General features: G+C 58.5%; 18 protein-coding genes and 1 pseudogene. 9 read left to right on the top strand and 10 right to left on the bottom strand.

The genetic code is table 11. The annotated features are described in order from the left end of the window. Positions 1-3: 3 nt before the first annotated feature. The 4 genes from queA to coaD all read right to left on the bottom strand — a co-directional run bounded on the left by queA (position 4) and on the right by coaD (position 2,744). Positions 4-1,080 (bottom strand): tRNA preQ1(34) S-adenosylmethionine ribosyltransferase-isomerase QueA, encoded by a 1,077-nt coding sequence (gene queA, locus BN32_RS05145; protein WP_019197052.1) that lies wholly within the window; start codon positions 1,078-1,080, stop codon positions 4-6. 66 nt (positions 1,081-1,146) lie between these two features. Further along, positions 1,147-1,611, bottom strand: a complete 465-nt coding sequence (locus BN32_RS05140; protein WP_019197051.1) for a peptidylprolyl isomerase — start codon at positions 1,609-1,611, stop codon at positions 1,147-1,149. A gap of 65 nt (positions 1,612-1,676) precedes the next feature. Next, positions 1,677-2,219 (bottom strand): peptidylprolyl isomerase, encoded by a 543-nt coding sequence (locus BN32_RS05135; RefSeq protein ID WP_019197050.1) that lies wholly within the window; start codon positions 2,217-2,219, stop codon positions 1,677-1,679. Positions 2,220-2,246: 27 nt separating this feature from the next. Next, positions 2,247-2,744 carry a pantetheine-phosphate adenylyltransferase gene (gene coaD / locus BN32_RS05130; RefSeq protein WP_040425470.1) on the bottom strand — a complete coding sequence of 166 codons (498 nt, stop codon included), beginning with the start codon at positions 2,742-2,744 and terminating at the stop codon, positions 2,247-2,249. 257 nt (positions 2,745-3,001) lie between these two features. Here coaD and BN32_RS28190 point away from each other — a divergent pair, with 257 nt between their 5' ends. Then, complete coding sequence (locus BN32_RS28190) at positions 3,002-3,163, top strand: hypothetical protein (protein WP_019197047.1); 162 nt, start codon at positions 3,002-3,004, stop codon at positions 3,161-3,163. 162 nt (positions 3,164-3,325) lie between these two features. Further along, a complete protein-coding gene (locus BN32_RS05120; RefSeq protein WP_019197046.1) occupies positions 3,326-5,233 on the top strand; it encodes a potassium transporter Kup in 1,908 nt (635 codons plus the stop codon). A gap of 37 nt (positions 5,234-5,270) precedes the next feature. On the opposite strand, the gene gyrA is transcribed toward BN32_RS05120, so the two are convergent. The 3 genes from gyrA to BN32_RS05105 all read right to left on the bottom strand — a co-directional run bounded on the left by gyrA (position 5,271) and on the right by BN32_RS05105 (position 9,185). Then, entirely contained in the window at positions 5,271-7,988 is a 2,718-nt protein-coding gene (gene gyrA / locus BN32_RS05115; protein WP_019197045.1) for a DNA gyrase subunit A, read from the bottom strand. 167 nt (positions 7,989-8,155) lie between these two features. Continuing rightward, positions 8,156-8,560 carry a DUF2306 domain-containing protein gene (locus BN32_RS05110; protein ID WP_019197044.1) on the bottom strand — a complete coding sequence of 135 codons (405 nt, stop codon included), beginning with the start codon at positions 8,558-8,560 and terminating at the stop codon, positions 8,156-8,158. Positions 8,561-8,696: 136 nt separating this feature from the next. Then, on the bottom strand, positions 8,697-9,185 hold the full coding sequence (locus BN32_RS05105) for a single-stranded DNA-binding protein (protein ID WP_019197043.1): 489 nt from the start codon (positions 9,183-9,185) through the stop codon (positions 8,697-8,699). A 491-nt stretch (positions 9,186-9,676) separates the two neighbouring features. Between BN32_RS05105 and BN32_RS05100 the strand changes: the two genes are divergently transcribed. Then, a complete protein-coding gene (locus tag BN32_RS05100; RefSeq protein ID WP_019197042.1) occupies positions 9,677-10,399 on the top strand; it encodes an outer membrane protein in 723 nt (240 codons plus the stop codon). 266 nt (positions 10,400-10,665) lie between these two features. After that, a complete protein-coding gene (uvrA, locus tag BN32_RS05095) occupies positions 10,666-13,647 on the top strand; it encodes an excinuclease ABC subunit UvrA (RefSeq protein ID WP_019197041.1) in 2,982 nt (993 codons plus the stop codon). A 391-nt stretch (positions 13,648-14,038) separates the two neighbouring features. Here uvrA and BN32_RS05090 read toward each other — a convergent pair whose 3' ends face one another. Then, positions 14,039-14,446, bottom strand: a complete 408-nt coding sequence (locus BN32_RS05090) for an SPW repeat protein (RefSeq protein ID WP_040425465.1) — start codon at positions 14,444-14,446, stop codon at positions 14,039-14,041. Between the two features lie 249 nt (positions 14,447-14,695). Here BN32_RS05090 and BN32_RS05085 point away from each other — a divergent pair, with 249 nt between their 5' ends. Then, positions 14,696-14,971 carry a GNAT family N-acetyltransferase gene (locus BN32_RS05085; protein WP_019197038.1) on the top strand — a complete coding sequence of 92 codons (276 nt, stop codon included), beginning with the start codon at positions 14,696-14,698 and terminating at the stop codon, positions 14,969-14,971. 45 nt (positions 14,972-15,016) lie between these two features. Beyond that, positions 15,017-15,283 (top strand): GNAT family N-acetyltransferase, encoded by a 267-nt coding sequence (locus BN32_RS05080; protein ID WP_019197037.1) that lies wholly within the window; start codon positions 15,017-15,019, stop codon positions 15,281-15,283. A gap of 66 nt (positions 15,284-15,349) precedes the next feature. Here the strand turns inward: BN32_RS05080 and BN32_RS05075 are convergent, their stop codons facing one another. Together BN32_RS05075 and BN32_RS05070 are read right to left on the bottom strand one after the other, a co-directional pair. After that, positions 15,350-16,141 (bottom strand): fumarylacetoacetate hydrolase family protein, encoded by a 792-nt coding sequence (locus BN32_RS05075; RefSeq protein WP_019197036.1) that lies wholly within the window; start codon positions 16,139-16,141, stop codon positions 15,350-15,352. Positions 16,142-16,352: 211 nt separating this feature from the next. Next, the gene (locus BN32_RS05070) at positions 16,353-16,718 is read right to left on the bottom strand and encodes a DUF3597 domain-containing protein (protein WP_019197035.1); all 366 of its coding nucleotides are present in this window, start codon (positions 16,716-16,718) and stop codon (positions 16,353-16,355) included. Positions 16,719-17,211: 493 nt separating this feature from the next. On the opposite strand from BN32_RS05070, the pseudogene BN32_RS27555 reads away from it, so the two are divergent. The 3 genes and pseudogenes from BN32_RS27555 to BN32_RS28035 all read left to right on the top strand — a co-directional run. After that, positions 17,212-17,367 (top strand): annotated as a pseudogene (locus BN32_RS27555) (patatin-like phospholipase family protein); the annotation flags it as partial. 32 nt (positions 17,368-17,399) lie between these two features. After that, a complete protein-coding gene (locus BN32_RS27550; RefSeq protein WP_019197032.1) occupies positions 17,400-17,570 on the top strand; it encodes a hypothetical protein in 171 nt (56 codons plus the stop codon). Positions 17,571-17,603: 33 nt separating this feature from the next. After that, complete coding sequence (locus BN32_RS28035) at positions 17,604-17,726, top strand: hypothetical protein (RefSeq protein ID WP_019197031.1); 123 nt, start codon at positions 17,604-17,606, stop codon at positions 17,724-17,726. The last annotated feature ends 33 nt before the right edge of the window (positions 17,727-17,759 follow it).

Raw genomic sequence — 17,759 nt, 5'->3', positions numbered from 1 at the left:
GGGTCAGGTCGGCTGACGAAACAACAGGCATGCGTCGCCATAGGAGTAAAAGCGATAGCCGTTCGAGATGGCGTGGGCATAGGCCTGCTGCATGGTCTCCAACCCGCTAAAGGCTGAAACCAGCATGAACAGGGTCGAACGCGGCAGATGGAAGTTCGTCATCAGAACATCCACTGCCTTGAAGCAATAGCCCGGCGTGATGAAAATTGCTGTCTCGCCGGTAAACGGCTGGATCGTGCCGTCATCCGCCGCAGCGCTTTCGAGAAGCCGCAACGACGTCGTCCCGACAGCCACGACCCGACCACCCTTGGCCCGGGCATCGTTGAGCGCAGAAGCGGTCTCCCCGGACACCGTGCCCCATTCAGCGTGCATTTTATGACCGGCGGTGTCATCCGCTTTCACAGGGAGAAATGTCCCTGCCCCGACATGCAGCGTCACGCGGTGCAGACCGATGCCACGGTTGCGCAATGCAGCCTCAAGCGCCGGCGTAAAATGCAGCCCCGCCGTGGGCGCAGCGACCGCGCCTTCGCTGACCGCAAACATGGTCTGATAGTCTGCCGTGTCGCGTTCGTCCGGCGTCCGCCGTGATGCGATATAGGGCGGCAACGGCGGCGCGCCCACATCGGCAATGGCTTGATCGAGCACCGGCCCGTGAAACGAGAACGACAGCGTCACCTCGCCGTTCTCGCCCTTGTGCTCAACCTGCGCGTCAAGGTTTCCCAGCAGACAGACGCGGCCTTCGTTGCCGAAGCGGATCGCGTCACCCTGGATGAGCTTCTTCGCCGGCTTCACCAATGCCTGCCAGCGCGATCCGTCGATGCGCTTGATAAGGGTGGCTTCGATCTTCGGTTCAGTCTCCCGGCCGATGCGGCGACCGATCAATTGCGCCGGAATGACCTTGGTGTCGTTGACCACCAGTTGATCGCCTGGCTGAAGGAACCCCGGCAGGTCAGATACGACCGCATCCGTCAACGGCTTGCCGGGTGTGACTGCCAGCATGCGGGCCGTGTCGCGCGGGCTGACAGGCCGCAACGCGATGTTGGCTTCCGGAAGTTCGAAGTCGAATAAGTCAGTACGCATGATGCTCAAATGTCGATGGCCGGGCATGCCCGGCCATCCGTTCGCAAGACCAGACTACAGCGACTATCAGGCGGCGTCAGCCGCCATATGCGCCTTGATGATCTTGTCGGGATTCTGCACGGGTTCGCCGCGCTTGATCTTGTCGACGTTCTCCATGCCGGACGTCACCTTGCCCCATACGGTGTACTGGCCGTTGAGGAAAGCGGCATCGTCGAAACAGATGAAGAACTGGCTGTCACCTGAATCCGGGTTCGCCGCACGCGCCATCGACGCGGTGCCGCGCACATGCGGTTCCTTGTTGAATTCGGCCTTCAGCTTCTTGCCGGAGCCGCCGGTGCCGGTGCCCTGCGGGCAGCCGGTCTGCGCCATGAATCCTTCGATAACGCGATGGAAAACGATGCCATCGTAAAATCCTTCGCGTACCAGTTCCTTGATGCGCGCGACGTGCCCCGGCGCCAGATCGGGACGCATCTCGATCGTCACCGGGCCCTGCGTGGTTTCCAGGATCAATGTGTTTTCGTTGTCTGCCATGATGTTTCCTTTGCAGGTTGGGAAACCCGCGATGGCCGGTATGGCCGCGGATCGCCTGAGATGGGTTACTTGATGTCGGAAGCGACCTGCACCCTCACCATCTTGTCCGGATCCTGAACCGGCTCGCCGCGCTTGATCTTGTCCACGACGTTCATGCCCGAGACCACTTCACCGACGACGGTGTACTTGTTGTTCAGGAAGCTGCCGTCCGCGAACATGATGAAAAACTGCGAATTAGCCGAATTCGGTTCGCCCGAACGCGCCATTCCGACAATGCCGCGCTTGAACGGCACGCTGGAGAATTCCGCCGGAAGGTTCGGATACTTCGATCCGCCCGTCCCGTTGAAGCGCTGGCCGTCGCCGGTCTGCGCCATGAAGCCTTCGATCACGCGATGAAACGGCACGTTGTTGTAATAGCCGTCGCGCGCGAGTTGCTTGATCCGCTCGGCATGCTTGGGCGCCAGATCGGTGCGGAGCTTGAAAATGACCCGGCCCTGGGTGGTGTCGATAACGATGGCGTTGTCCTTGTCGAGACCGGCGGGAAGCGCCTGAGACAAAGCGGGTGTTGCGAAAGCGAAAGCCGCGAGAACGGCGAGTATGCGGATCATGACAACTCCGGGGTGATAGAAAGCTAGTTAGCCAGCAAGTCTCTTCGTCAGGCGCGCGGCGACGGCTTTCGGCACGAAGTGCGAAACGTCACCACCCATCCCCGCGATCTGACGCACCAGTGTGGCGGTGATCGGGCGAACAGTGGCCGAAGCGGGAATGAAAACGGTGTGAACCTCGGGCACCAGCGTCTGGTTCATACCGGCGATCTGCATTTCATAATCGAGATCAGTGCCATCACGCAGGCCACGGATCAGGATCGTCGCCCCTGCGCGCTGCGCCGCGGTAACGGTCAGATCATTGAATGTGACACAGTCGATTTCGCAACCGGCGTTGGCGGCGATGGGCGCAAACACCTCGCGAACCATTTCCAGCCGCTCTTCCGCGGAAAACAGAGGGGCCTTGCCGGGATGGATGCCGATCGCAACGATCAACCGGTCGACCAGGCTGCAAGCCTGCCGAACCACATCCAAATGGCCATTGGTAACAGGGTCGAACGACCCGGGGTAAAGCGCTATGCGGGACATATCCCCTCCTACCCCGGCCCGGCGACCGCCGCAAGCAGGGCGGGTTCCGTAGCTGACGGCTGTTTTTCGGGGCAAAAATTTTAAGATCTCGTGAACCTTTACCGGCCGCCGCGCGTCATCCCTGCAAGCAGACCATAAGGCTGGAAATCAGCAGAGGACGGACCATGATCAAGGCACTCTCAGTAGTGACGATTGCGGCTTTCGTTGCAGCAGCCATGACAATCTTACCAAGTTTTGCGCCTCGCGTGGAGGCGAGCATGCCGCAAGCACTTGCAAAGGCTGACCGGCTGCCGATCCGGACGGCCAGCGTATCCTGTGCGGCCCAGCATTGGCCGACCATGGACGCGTCATGTCTGCGGCGCAGCAACTGGAAAGCCGGCGTCCAGCCGGTCCGGGTCGTGACGACGGACCGCAACTAACCCACCCCGCCAGACTTAGACCCATTTGCGTCGTCTGGATTGGCGAGTGGGCGTTGCGGGACCAATAAAATCCGCTCAGCGGCCATGGCAATTTTCCGCTCCCGGTAGCAGACTACAGCATGCATCCGTTTTCGGATGCTTGTGAAGCGACGGGGGTAGCAAGTGACTGCCGTGCATGGCGCAGCTTCAGTCCGCAGCCCCGGACTTCCGATCACTGCAACAATCGGAGCCCTCGGCGTCGTCTATGGCGATATCGGGACGAGCCCGCTCTATGCCTTGAAGGAGGCCGCCAAGGCGGCAAGCCACGGTGGCGTCCTCACCAACGAAGCCATTCTTGGCGTGGTCTCACTGATCCTCTGGGCGCTGATCCTCATCATTTCGTTCAAATACGCCATGCTGATCATGCGGGCAGACAACCGCGGCGAAGGCGGAATCGTCGCGCTTCTGGCTCTTCTCCATGCCCGCAATGCGCAACCGGGAACGTGGCGCGCGAAACTGCTTATCGTTGGACTGATCGGCGCCGCGCTGTTGTATGGCGATGGAGCCATCACACCCGCGATCTCGGTCCTCAGCGCCGTAGAAGGATTAAAGGTCGACGCACCTTCACTGGCCCCCGCCGTCGTGCCTATCACTGTCGTCATCCTGATCGGGCTTTTCCTGATGCAACGCAAAGGCACCGGGTTCATAGGGGGGATATTCGGACCGTTCATGCTGGTCTGGTTCGTGGTTCTTGCACTGTTGGGAATACACGGCATCGCGAAGAATCCTGACGTCCTTGCGGCCCTGAGTCCGACATACGCAGTGACGTTTCTCATCAGCCAGAATTTCCATGTCTCGTTTGCGATCCTGGGCGCGGCATTTCTGGCCGTGACTGGTGGCGAAGCTATGTATGCGGATATGGGGCATTTCGGCCGTACACCGATCCAGCTCGCGTGGTTTACGATTGCGCTGCCAGCGCTTGTCCTGAACTATTTCGGCCAGGCTGGATTGCTCCTGACCGATCCCGGAGCCCTTGAAAACCCGTTCTACCAGCTCGCCCCTGATTGGGTGCACTATCCACTCGTTGCCTTCGCGACGCTCGCGGCGGTGATTGCATCTCAGGCGATCATCACAGGTGTCTTCTCCCTCACGCAGCAGGCCATTCAGCTGGGATTCCTGCCCCGCATGCATATCCAGCACACAGCGAGTGACGAGAAAGGCCAGATCTATGTCCCGCTGATCAACTGGCTGCTGGCCGCAGGAACTCTTGGAGCCGTCATCGGTTTTGGCACATCTGATGCGCTCGCCGGGGCCTACGGTGTTGCGGTATCGCTGCTGATGGCGATTACGACGCTGCTGGCAGCGCTGGTCGCTATCCAGTGGGGCTATCCACCGATCGTTGTCATCGCGGTCAACGGGTTCTTTTTCGTAATCGATTGTATTTTCTTCGCGGCAAACTCGGCCAAGTTGTTCGAGGGTGGCTGGTTTCCGCTGGTGATCGCAGCCGTCATCGCGTTCCTGATGCTGACATGGCGCGGCGGCGTGAAACTCGTCGAGGCGGCGCGAGGTGCTCTACGCCAGCCGGAAGAAGACCTGATCGAAACTGCGATAAGCAAATGCCATACGCGGCTTCCGGGAACCGCAGTGTTTCTCGCCTCGGCGCCGAACGGTGTGCCTCTCGCGTTGACGCAGTTCGTCAAACACAATCACGTCCTGCATCAACGCGTCGTTCTCGTGACCGTCCTGATTGCGGAAGCGCCGCGCATCCCTGACGAAGACAGGGCCGAGGTCATCGAGGTCATCGAAGGAATAACGCGCGTAATCCTGCACTTCGGTTTCATGCAGTACCCGGTTATTCTGGAAGGACTGCAACTTGCTTGCGAACAGGGCAAGCTTCCAGGCATCGATCTCAGCGACATCACCTACTACATCGGCCGCGAGACGATCATTCCCAGCGAGAAAATCGCTGGCATGTGGGTGTGGCGAGAGACCGTGTTCGCATTCCTCCAACGGAATGCGGAACGCACAGCCGCGTTCTTCGGCGTACCGACCAAGCAGGTCGTCGAGTTCGGAACTGAAATCGAGATCTAGGTCACGGTCCCGGCCCGACGGGCCGGGAGATCAGATTCTAACCACCGTTGCCGTTTTCCGCTTCATCGTCGGTAATGTGCTCAACGGAGACGACATGCTCGTCTTCAGCCGTGTCGAACACGATCACGCCTTGAGTCGAACGCCCTGCGACACGGATGTCCTCGACCGGGCAGCGGATCAACTGGCCGTTGTCAGTCACCAGCATGATCTGGTCGCTGTCCTCAACCGGGAACGATGCCACCAGCTTGCCGTTGCGGTTGTTGACGGACATCGCAACGATGCCCTTTCCGCCGCGGCCTGTGGTGCGATACTCGAACGATGAACTGCGCTTGCCGTAGCCATTCTCGCTGATGGTCAGCACGAATTGTTCGGCGGCCGACATTTCCACATAGCGCTGCTCACCAAGCTCGATCGCGCCCGTGGCCTCTTCCTGATCAGAACCGACCTCTTCCTCGACCCCACCGCGACGCACCGCGTTGGCGCGGCGCAAATAAGCGGCGCGCTCATCGGCGTTGACATCCATATGGCGCAGGATCGTGAGAGAGATCAGCTTGTCGCCTTCACCCAACGCGATACCACGCACACCCATCGAGGTACGACCCTGGAACACGCGTACGTCGGTTACCGGGAAGCGGATGCACTGTCCGCCCGCGGCGGTCAGCAACACATCGTCATTCTCGGTCGCGATCTGCACGTCGACGATGGCCTCGCCCTCATCGAGCTTCATAGCGATGATGCCGGATCGGCGAACATCGACGAAATCGGACAGCTTGTTGCGCCTGACATTGCCACCTGTCGTGGCGAACATCACATCGAGATTACCCCAAGATGATTCATCCTCGGGCAACGGCATGATGGTGGTGATGCGCTCGCCCTGCTCCAGCGGCAGGATGTTGATCAGCGCCTTGCCGCGCGAGTTCGGAGCCGCCATCGGCAGACGCCAGACCTTCTCCTTGTAAACCTGACCGCGGGACGAGAAGAACAGTACCGGCGTATGCGTGGAAGCGATGAACAGCCGGCTGACGAAATCCTCGTCGCGCGTCTGCATTCCCGAGCGGCCTTTGCCGCCACGCTTCTGCGCGCGATAGGTCGACAACGGCACGCGCTTGACGTAGCCCGCATGCGAAACGGTAACGACCATATCCTCGCGCTGGATCAAGTCTTCGTCTTCAACCTCGCCTTCCTGATCGATGATCATGGTGCGGCGTGGTGTTGCGAACTCGTCCTTCACGGCCGTGAGTTCGTCCTTGATGATGGACTGAATCCGGGCGCGCGAACGCAGGATATCGAGATAGTCGGCAATCTCCTTCGCAAGCTTGTTCAGCTCTTCGGAGATTTCCTCGCGGCCGAGCGCAGTCAGACGCTGCAGACGCAGGTCGAGGATTGCCTTGGCCTGCTCGAGCGACAGACGCGCAGTACCATCTTCAGCGACGCGATGACGCGGATCGTCAATCAGCGTGATCATCGTCGCCATGTCTTTTGCGGGCCAGTCTCGCGACATCAAGGTTTCGCGCGCGGTGTTCGGGTCCGGCGAGGTGCGGATCACGCGAATGACCTCGTCGATATTGGCCACGGCGATGGCGAGCCCCACCAGGATATGGGCGCGGTCTCGCGCCTTTCCGAGCAGGAACTTGGTGCGACGTGAGACAACACTCTCGCGGAACGCGACAAAAACAGTCAGCAAATCCTTCAGGTTCATCACCCGCGGACGGCCGCCATCGAGAGCCACTATGTTAGCGCCGAAATTGGTCTGCAATGGCGTAAACTTATAGAGCTGATTCAGCACCACCTCCGGCACCACATCGCGCTTCAGTTCAACAACCACGCGGTAACCGTCGCGGTCGGACTCGTCGCGCAGATCCGAAATACCTTCGATCTTCTTTTCGCGCACCAGCTCGGCGATGCGCTCGACCATGCTCGCCTTGTTCACCTGATACGGGATTTCCGAGACAATGATCGCTTCGCGATCCTTGCGGATGGTCTCGATGTTGACCTTGCCGCGCATCACAATGGAGCCGCGGCCCAGATGGTAGGCCGCACGGATACCCTGGCGGCCAAGGATAATGCCGCCGGTCGGGAAATCCGGTCCGGGAACGATATTGATAAGGTCGTCGATGCCAAGCGCGGGGTCGTTGATCAGCGCAATACACGCGTCGATCACTTCGCCGAGATTGTGCGGCGGGATATTCGTCGCCATACCGACCGCGATACCGCCGGCGCCATTGACCAGCAGGTTCGGAAATTTTGCAGGCAGAACTTTCGGCTCACGCTCGGAACTATCGTAGTTCGGCTGGTAGTCAACGGTGTCCTTGTCGATATCGTCGAGCAGCGAGTGAGCGACCTTCTCAAGGCGCGACTCGGTGTAACGCATCGCAGCGGCCATATCGCCATCGACCGAGCCGAAGTTGCCCTGCCCGTCGATCAGTGGCACGCGCATGGAGAAGTCCTGCGCCATGCGCACCATCGCGTCGTAGACCGACTGGTCGCCGTGTGGATGGTATTTACCAATCACGTCACCGACGGTGCGCGCCGATTTGCGATACGGCTTGTTCCACTCGAAACCATTTTCGTACATCGCATAGAGGATACGGCGGTGAACGGGCTTGAGACCGTCGCGCGCGTCCGGCAACGCACGCGCCACGATCACGCTCATCGCGTAATCGAGGTACGAGCGCTTCATCTCATCCGTGATCGAAACGGGACGGATATCGGCCGTCTCGGACGGGCCGGACGGCGGATCTTCTTGGTCAGCCAACGTGCGAATCCTGGGTGCGAAATACTCCTGTTATATAGGCGAATTCGCGGGCCAACGCCAACCGCATTCACGCCTAAAAACAGCACGAAAATGCCAACAGTTACAAAAGCTTATAAGTGACAAAAAATCGGCTCGGCTTGGCGGTAAACCGCTCTTTGGAACGGGAGCTACTGCCCAAACGCGATCGCATGCACGATGCGGCCAGGCACGAATGTGAACAGTCCCGCAATCACCAGCCCGCCCGTAAAAAGCGAGATCATTGTAATCCGGTGGCCATTCACCCGATGTCTGTGAGCAAACCAGATGCCCAGCGGAAGCATGATCAAGCTGAAGATCGACAGCAAATGGATCGGACTCCACGGCCCGCCCAGCCTGATCTGATTCTGATGAATCCAGAACGAACTTACCGCGACGGTCATCATCAGTACAACCCAGGTCCAGCCGAGGGCGCGATGAGGCAACGTACCCTTCGTAGAAGCGAACTGGACGATACCCAGCACCAGCGCGCTCATGGCGGCAAAGGCGTGCAGCTGAATGACCAAAGGCGCATTGAACAGTGGCGCTAGGCTCATCGGTCGCTTCCGGCAATGAAGCTGGCTTGAAAATCAGACCTCAACGGGATGCGTCAGGCGACGTTGAAGCTGCGACACACAGAGCCAGCGAAATTTTACTGGCTCTGCGCTCGCACACCATCGTCAATAAAATAGATTAGAATGGAATATCGTCATTCATGTCGTCGTTGCGACCGCCGCCAGCAGCAACACGGCGCGGAGGTGCCGAGCGCGACGGACCTGACGATCCGAAGTCACCACCACTCTCATCAGCGCCAAACGAACCGCCACTGCTCTTGCCGTCGAGCATTGTCAAAGTCGAATTGAAGTTCTGAAGAACGACTTCGGTCGAATAGCGGTCCTTGCCATCCTTGTCCTGCCATTTGCGGGTTTGCAACTGGCCCTCCAGGTAGACCTTGGATCCCTTCTTTAGATACTGCTCGGCGATCTTGCAGAGACCTTCGCTGAAGATCACGACGCGATGCCACTCCGTCTTTTCTTTCCGCTCGCCGGAATTCTTGTCGCGCCAGGTCTCCGACGTTGCGACGCTTAGGTTCGCGATCGGGCGACCATCCTGCGTCCGCTTGATTTCAGGGTCGGCGCCGAGATTTCCAACCAGAATGACTTTATTGACGCTTCCCGCCATTGCCGCTCTCCACTTTCGCGCACGCATACGGTGCGCCCGAATCTGTCAGGATTTATGTTCGCGGGATTGCCATCCCAACTTGGGAAACGCCCGCTCCGAAAATGACCCTATACGCTCCGGCCCGCCCGATGAGCCCGCCTCATCGGTTATCCACACGCAAGCCGCCCGTTAGTTACAGACATAATATGTACTCTTTTTGTTCTAGCGCAAGGAAAGTGCGAACGGGAACCCTTTGATAAACAGATGATTGTTCCGACGGCTTCTGGAAATGTGACGAAAACGTGATCAAATCATGGAGACTAGGGAACCAAATATCCCAAACAATTCCTTGTCTTAGGAAGTCTCACTTCCCTTCTGACTGTTGCATTTCGGAGACGGCTTTTTCGGAGGAAGCCGGTATATTCCGACTCACGAAATCGAAACCCCATTGCGTTCGCGCCTTGGAAAACTGCTTCGAAAAATCGAAGCGGACTTAAAACTGGAGAACTAAGATGAAGAAGTTTTTGCTCGGCACTGTGGCACTGGTTGCCCTCGGTACTGCTTCGGCAGTTGCCGCTGATCTGCCGGCCCGTACCTACACCAAGGCACCGGTTTACGCCGCGCCGATCTACAACTGGACCGGCATCTACGTCGGTGCGCACATCGGCGCCGCTTTCGGTGGTGATAACGGCTTCACCACCACCGACCCGACCCTCGTCGGCACCAACCGTGACGCAGCGTTCCTCGGCGGTGGCCAGATCGGCGCTGACTACCAGTTCGCTCCGAACTGGCTGGTTGGTATCGAAGGCCAGATTTCCGGCCTGTCGAACAGCGACCGCACCTTCACCAGCGGCGTGAACTCGCTCCGTGATCGTTCCGACTGGCTCGCTTCGGTCACCGGTCGCCTCGGTTACACCTGGGGTCCGGGCCTGATCTACGCCAAGGGCGGTGTCGCGTTCCGTGACGACAACGGTCTTGCTGCAACCGCTGGCTTCCTGCCGGCCGTCGCCAGCCGCGAATCGACTGGCTACACCGTCGGTGGCGGTCTGGAGTACATGTTCGCTCCCGCATGGTCGGCGAAGGTTGAGTACCAGTACTACAACTTCGACACCACCAACGTCGCCTACAACAACGTTGGCGCTCGGGCGCTGTCCTTCAAGGACGACCTCCACACTGTGAAGGTTGGCGTCAACTATCGCTTCAACTGGGGTGGCCCGGTCGTCGCGAAGTACTAAGCTTCGCTTGACCTGAGCTTCTCAGGAACACGGAAAGGCCGGCTCTTCAGCCGGCCTTTTTGTTTGCCCATGGCGTCCCTATATCCTCAACATCCCGCTCAGACAGCAAACAGTTGATGGAGTGCGAACAGCACTGGAAATCCGGCTGCGTTCTCACTATGTTCTGCAAACAAGAATCTGATCGAGAATGAGAAACCGGCGAACGGTCATCGCGTTTTCCGGGGACAGCGCTCTTGCTGCGCGCAACGTGCCACCGGAAATCCCTCATGGACGAAGTCATCAAGGCAAGCCGCAAAACAACCGCTGGATCGAGTATGCGGGCCATCACGATTCGCGGCGCGCGCGAACATAATCTCAAGAACATCGACCTCGAGATTCCGCGCGACAAGCTGGTCGTTTTCACTGGTCTGTCAGGCTCGGGCAAGTCATCCCTCGCCTTCGACACCATTTATGCCGAAGGCCAGCGGCGCTACGTCGAATCGCTGTCGGCTTATGCCCGCCAGTTTCTGGAAATGATGCAGAAGCCCGATGTCGATCAGATTGACGGGCTGTCGCCGGCCATTTCCATCGAGCAAAAGACCACATCGAAGAATCCGCGATCGACGGTCGGAACCGTTACCGAGATTTATGACTACATGCGCCTGTTGTGGGCGCGCGTCGGCATTCCCTATTCGCCAGCAACAGGACTTCCTATCGAAAGCCAGATCGTCTCGCAGATGGTCGATCGGGTTCTGACGCTTCCCGAAGGCACTCGCCTCTACCTGCTCGCGCCCGTCGTGCGGGGCCGCAAGGGCGAATACAAAAAGGAACTCGCGGAATACCTCAAGAAGGGCTTCCAGCGCGTCAAGATCGACGGGAAGTTCTATGAGCTGGCCGATGCGCCGACTCTCGACAAGAAATTCCCCCACGATATCGACGTCGTGGTGGATCGAATCGTCGTGCGCGCAGACATCGCGCAGCGCCTCGCCGAATCGTTCGAGACCGCGTTGAAACTCGCAGAGGGACTGGCTGTCGTCGAATTCGCCGACGCCCCCGCAAACGAACCAACTTCGGAAAAGAAGGCAGAAAAAAAGACCGCCAGAATTCACGACAAAAGCGGACCTGAGCGGATTCTGTTCTCGGAGAAATTCGCCTGCCCGGTGTCCGGCTTCACGATCCCGGAAGTCGAACCGCGTCTGTTCTCGTTCAATAACCCGTACGGCGCCTGCCCGAAATGCGGCGGCCTCGGCGTCGAGCAGCATATCGACGCGGAACTCGTGATTCCTGACAAGGAAGCAACGCTGCGCAAGGGCGCGATTGCGCCGTGGGCGAAATCCTCGTCACCTTATTATGTGCAGACGCTGCAGGCCCTGGGAAAGTTCTACAAGTTCACGCTGGACACCAAGTGGAAGGACCTGTCCAAAAAGACCAAGGACGTGATCTTGTTCGGCTCCGGCGACGACGAGATCAAGTTCTCCTACGAGGACGGCGTGCGGTCTTACGATACCAAGAAGCCTTTCGAGGGCGTGGTCACCAATATCGAACGCCGCTTTCGCGAGACTGAGAGCGAGTGGGCGCGCGAGGAGCTCGGAAAGTATTTCAGCGACGTTCCCTGCGAATCCTGCCACGGTCATCGCCTGAAGCCGGAAGCCCTGTGCGTCAAGATCGGCGGCAAGCATATCGGCGAGATTTCCGAACTGTCGGTGATGCGCGCCGGTGAATGGTTCGAGACCGTTCCGAAGCAACTGAACAAGCAGCAAAACGAAATCGCAGCGCGAATCCTGAAAGAAATTCGCGAGCGGCTGTCGTTCCTGCTCGACGTCGGCTTGAACTACCTGACCCTGGCGCGCGCATCCGGCACTCTGTCCGGCGGTGAAAGCCAGCGTATCCGTCTCGCATCGCAGATCGGTTCTGGCCTGACCGGCGTACTGTACGTGCTGGACGAGCCGTCGATCGGGCTGCATCAGCGCGATAATGCCCGGCTGCTCGAAACGCTGCGGCGGCTGCGCGATCTCGGCAATACCGTCATCGTCGTCGAACATGACGAAGACGCCATCGAAACGGCCGACTACGTCGTGGACGTCGGACCAGGCGCGGGCGTGCATGGCGGAAACATCGTCGCCCAGGGCACGCCGCAGCAGGTGATGAGCAATCCGAACTCGATGACGGGAAAGTATCTCACCGGCGAAATGTATGTGCCGATTCCAGAGCGGCGGCCGCCCAATCATCGCCGCACCATCAAGGTCATCAACGCACGCGGCAACAATCTCAAGAATGTATCCGCTGAAGTTCCGCTCGGGCTGTTCACCTGCGTTACCGGCGTTTCGGGTGGCGGCAAATCCACGCTGCTGATCGATACGCTGTACAAGGCTATCGCGCGCAAGCTCAACAACGCATCCGAGGGCCCTGCCCTTCATGACCGCATCGAAGGTCTGGAGCATATCGACAAGATCATCGATATCGACCAGTCACCGATCGGCCGCACGCCACGATCAAACCCTGCGACTTACACCGGCGCGTTCACTCCGATCCGCGAATGGTTCGCTGGATTGCCGGAATCCAAGGCGCGCGGCTACGAGCCCGGGCGCTTCTCGTTCAACGTAAAGGGCGGACGCTGCGAGGCCTGTCAGGGCGATGGCCTGATCAAGATCGAGATGCACTTTCTGCCGGACGTCTACGTCACCTGCGACACCTGTAAGGGCAAGCGCTACAATCGCGAGACGCTGGACGTCCTGTTCAAAGGTAAGTCCATCGCCGACGTGCTCGACATGACGGTCGATGAAGCCGCTGACTTCTTCAAGGCGGTACCACGCGTCCGCGAAACCTTCAGGACTCTTCAGCGCGTCGGCCTCGGCTATATCCATGTCGGGCAGCAGGCGACAACGCTGTCTGGCGGCGAAGCTCAGCGCGTCAAGCTGGCTAAGGAACTGAGCAAGCGCGCGACCGGCCGCACGCTTTATATCCTTGATGAGCCGACCACGGGATTGCACTTCCACGACGTCGCCAAGCTGCTCGAGGTGCTTCACGAACTGGTAGCCCAGGGCAACAGCGTTGTGGTCATCGAGCACAATCTCGAGGTCATCAAGACTGCGGACTGGGTGATTGATCTCGGCCCTGAAGGTGGTGATGGCGGCGGCGAAATCGTCGCCTGGGGACCGCCGGAAGACATCGTCAAGGCACCGCGGAGTTACACCGGTAAATTCCTAGCACCGGTCCTGAAGAAAGGCCGCGCCGGGAAAATTCGCGATGCCGAAGAGGCGGCAGAGTAAGAAGACATCGGCATGCAAAGGGATATCGTTTGAGCGAGGTGACTAGCGCACCCCGGTCCCTTTGCACCGCTGGCAGGTGAGAACCTTGTCCCCCTTCTTTACCAACCCCTTGCCCTCACAGTTCTTGCACTTCTGCTTTTTCTTGATGTTGGGGCCTTTTTCGTTCGCCATTCTATTTTCCTGACATCATCGCAGGACGCAAACTGCGCCGTGCTCTCAAATAGCCCGCAATCCTGTTATCGCGCGACTTAAGTTATACAACATTCAAACTTAAATAGTGGACGGCCATGGCCGGAATAAATCGAGCCTGACCGTCGGCTCCTACAAGCCGGCAGCCAGACTCGATCTCATCGCCGGACTTGATGAAGCGGATGTCGCTTCAGCAAGGAGCTTATTGCCCATGCCGGGCAAGCTCGTCGTCACTCAGATCCCAGTCCTGCCAAAGCTTGAGGATACCCAGCAGGATCACAACGCCGCCGAGGGCCGTGTGCCACAGCCTGAGCGTTCCGGCCCCAGAGTAGCCGAAGATGTGGGGTGAAGCGATCAGCCAGAAGCCAAGCGCCATCTCGCACGCTTCCTCCCAGCGCCGAAGCGCGATGTACTCCAGCTGGGCAAGGCCAAACACAAGGATACCGACGCAAACCGCATTCAGGATCGCCATTCCCTGATCAACGTGGGTACCGAGGCCGTTGTTTGCCTGCCCAGTAAGCCACGGCGACAGGGTAATCAGCAAGCCAAGCAGCATGCCGGACCAATCTTCCCAGGACCGATGTTCCTTCAAGAACCGTTCGACTGACATTGAATACCTCCATCAAACGAAGGCATACGACGGCGGCCTGACAGATGTGACATTCCGACTGCCAAACGACCACTTTGGCCGCCTCACGGTATGTCTCAAAAAAACGTATGAATCCCCGCAACCTTTACAAGGCCTTCGGAACGGGTTTTTGTCGGGTTCGGAAAGTCCCGCAACGCCGGGGCAACAACCGTCGATCGACAAACTTCGGCCAAACCAGCAACAAACGCCCTACATCTGGAAATCTCCGCAATGACCGAATCCGTTCAAAACAATCCGGCCCGGAAACGCTACGAACTGGAGGCCGAGGGCCATCTGGCTGCGACCTATTACGAGCTTTCTGACGGCATCATCACCTTTGTGCACACCGAGGTCCCGAAAGAACTCGCAGGGAAGGGTATCGGATCGAAGCTCGTCAAGGGCGCCCTCGATCAGGTTCGTGCCGCCGGGCTCAAGGTTATCCCTCAGTGCCCTTTCGTAAAAGCCTACATTGAAAAACACGCCGAGTACGCCGACCTGTTGAAATAGATCCGCCCCGATCGAGGCCATAAACACAGGCACACGATTCAAGTCATGGTTCGCAACAACACTGCACTCAGCCGCTACGAACTCGACGTCGATGGCACAGTCGCTTTCGCCGATTATCGGCTTTCACCGGGCAAAGTGACCATCACACACACCGAAACGCCGCGTGCCTTGCGCGGCCGCGGCATTGCCTCGAAACTGGTGCAAGGGGCTCTGGAACAGATCCGCGCCGATGGACTAAAAGTCGTCGCTGGCTGCGGGTTCGTTGTCGACTATCTGGAGAAGCATCCGGAATTTGCAGACGTGGCTGCCTGAGCGCGCCTTTTTCCCGTTATGAAAAGCCCGCCATCGGCGGGCTTTCCTATCGAACATCGAAAAGAATCAAACGATCTTGATCGACATATCCGGCAAGCCGTCGAGCTTGCAAAGAATAACATCGCCCTTCACAACCGGTCCAACATTCTCTGGCGTACCGGAATAGATAATATCGCCAGCCTTCAGTTCGCAGGCTTCGGATAGCTTGGCGATCTGCTCGGCCACGCTCCATATCATGTTGCTCAGATCGGAGTTTTGCTTCACCGCTCCATTGACCGCGAGGGAAATCCCTCCCTTGGTGAAATGTCCGGTCTTGGTGACAGGATGTATGGGCCCAATTACCGCGGAATTATCGAAACTCTTGCCGATCTCCCACGGCTTTTTCTGGTCTCCCATGGCACGCTGCAGATCGCGGCGAGTCATGTCGAGACCAAGCGCATAGCCGTAGACGCAATCCAGTGCTTTTTCAGGCGAGATGTTGGAGCCGCCCGATTTCAACGCAGCCACGAGTTCGACTTCGTAATGATAATTCTTGGTTAGCGATGGATATGGATGATCCGCAACCGAACCTATCGCGACGTTCTGAATCGCATCCGTCGGCTTCTGAAAGAAAAACGGCGGCTCGCGCGTCGGATCCGATCCCATCTCGCGCGCATGCGCCGCGTAGTTTCGGCCGATGCAATAGATGCGGCGAACAGGAAACACCTCGTTGAGGCCGACAATGGGGATCGTGGCCTGTCCAACCGGAAAAACTGCCTTCACTCCGACCTGGGCTTCGGCGATCTCAGCGAAGGCTGCGGTGCCGGCCAAGGCCGCTGCGCCGCCGGCCAGAATGTTTCTGCGATTGAGTTCGGTCATGGTCGTTTCCCGCCTTGCATTGTTTCTCTTTCGGTCACATCCCCTTCCGCGTGCTCAATCGCAGCGGACGGATGATTGTACCGGTGGCATTTTGTATTCCGGAGTCGGCGGTTTGAACAGGACGTCGATACCAGTGTGCACTGCAATGAAAAAAGGCCCGCCTGAGAGGCGGGCCTTTCGGAAAGCCAGCCTCGGCGGCCGGCTCTTGGAATCAATTCTTCAGGTCATCCGGAAGCTTGCCGCCATTGGCCGCAAGCTTGGTCATCACCTGCTTGTGCAGCCAAATGTTCATCTTGGCCGAGTCACTGGTGTCGCCATCGTACTTCAATTCTTTCGCCAGTTCCTTGCGGGCCGAAAGACTGGAGTCGATGTCGAGAGCCTTCATCAAGTCCACGATTGACGTACGCCACTCAAGCTTCTCGCCCTTGGCCGCGACGGCTTTGTCGAGAATTGGCGCAACATCAACCATCGGCACGCTGGCAGCGCCACCCGCAGCCGATCCAGCACCGCTAGCAGGCTCAGCAGCTTCGGCTTTCGTGCCGAAAATCGCGCCCATGATCTTTCCAAAAATGCTCATCTCTAAAACTCCCGATAACCTGTCGATTGACAGGTGGATCTGACTGGTGCTTCTCCTGCTCTTCCGGCAGCACCTCACCGGTGGTCACAAGTCAGTGTAGACGCCTCATTACAGCTTGCCAATGCAAGTCATCGACATTGCGCTGCGGCGATTTGAGTCCAAAGCGCCAAAAAGACGCCACAATGACTGGAGCGATGCCGACTTCAATTTGTCACACACAGAGTCACACCGCCCTTCTTTGACAGAACCTGCTGCGTCTGCTCGGCCTTAAGCGATCCTGATGTCTTTCGCAGAATGCCCTTCGGACGAGCGCTCGGATTTAGGATCTCAGTGGGCGACGCGAACAGGTGAAACGCCGACGACCCCGCATGCGCAGCGTGCTGGTTCACCATGATCTCGCCATCGCTCCGTCATCAAGGATGTCGGGCCTGTTGCCCGAGACGCCGAGGTTTGGCATGGATGCGTTCTTCAAGGCGCGCATCCTAAGACTCCCATGTTCGACGCAGTGGTTTTCGCAGGCGGGGGTAACCGCTGTTACTGGCAAGGCGGCTTCTACGAGGCAGCTGTAGCGCGTCTGGGTTTGGTGCCGCGCCTCGTCGTCGGCGCTAGCGCAGGCGCATTTGCTGCGGTCTATTCATTGCTCGAAACCGGACCTGCGACACGCGCCCGCGTGATTGGCGCATGCTATCCGAAATTGCAAAATTTCGACTTTTGCCGCATGGCATGCCGGTCACGAACGTTGCCGGTCAGTCGGTGTTCGATGGCGGCCTTGTTGATAACGTTCCCATCGAGCCGATTGAGCCCGTGGAATCCGCAGGCGGACGCACGTTGGTGCTGCTGACGCGAGTCTAAAAATCAATTCCGGCCGTCAAAGGACGCACATACGTGCAACCGTCACGGAAGGTCAATGTGGAGCAATTCGACATCAGGAATCCCGACGGCATCCGCCGCGCCTACGAACTCGGCTTGAAGGATGGCGACGCGTTCACCGCCTCGTTCAATCGATGACCAATCACGATTGGCGGCACGACACGTTTTAGC

The organism is Afipia birgiae 34632 (assembly GCF_000308295.2).
Taxonomy (GTDB): domain Bacteria; phylum Pseudomonadota; class Alphaproteobacteria; order Rhizobiales; family Xanthobacteraceae; genus Afipia; species Afipia birgiae.
Note: the sequence above shows the minus strand (reverse complement) of the source record. Positions and strands in the feature narration are given on the sequence as shown.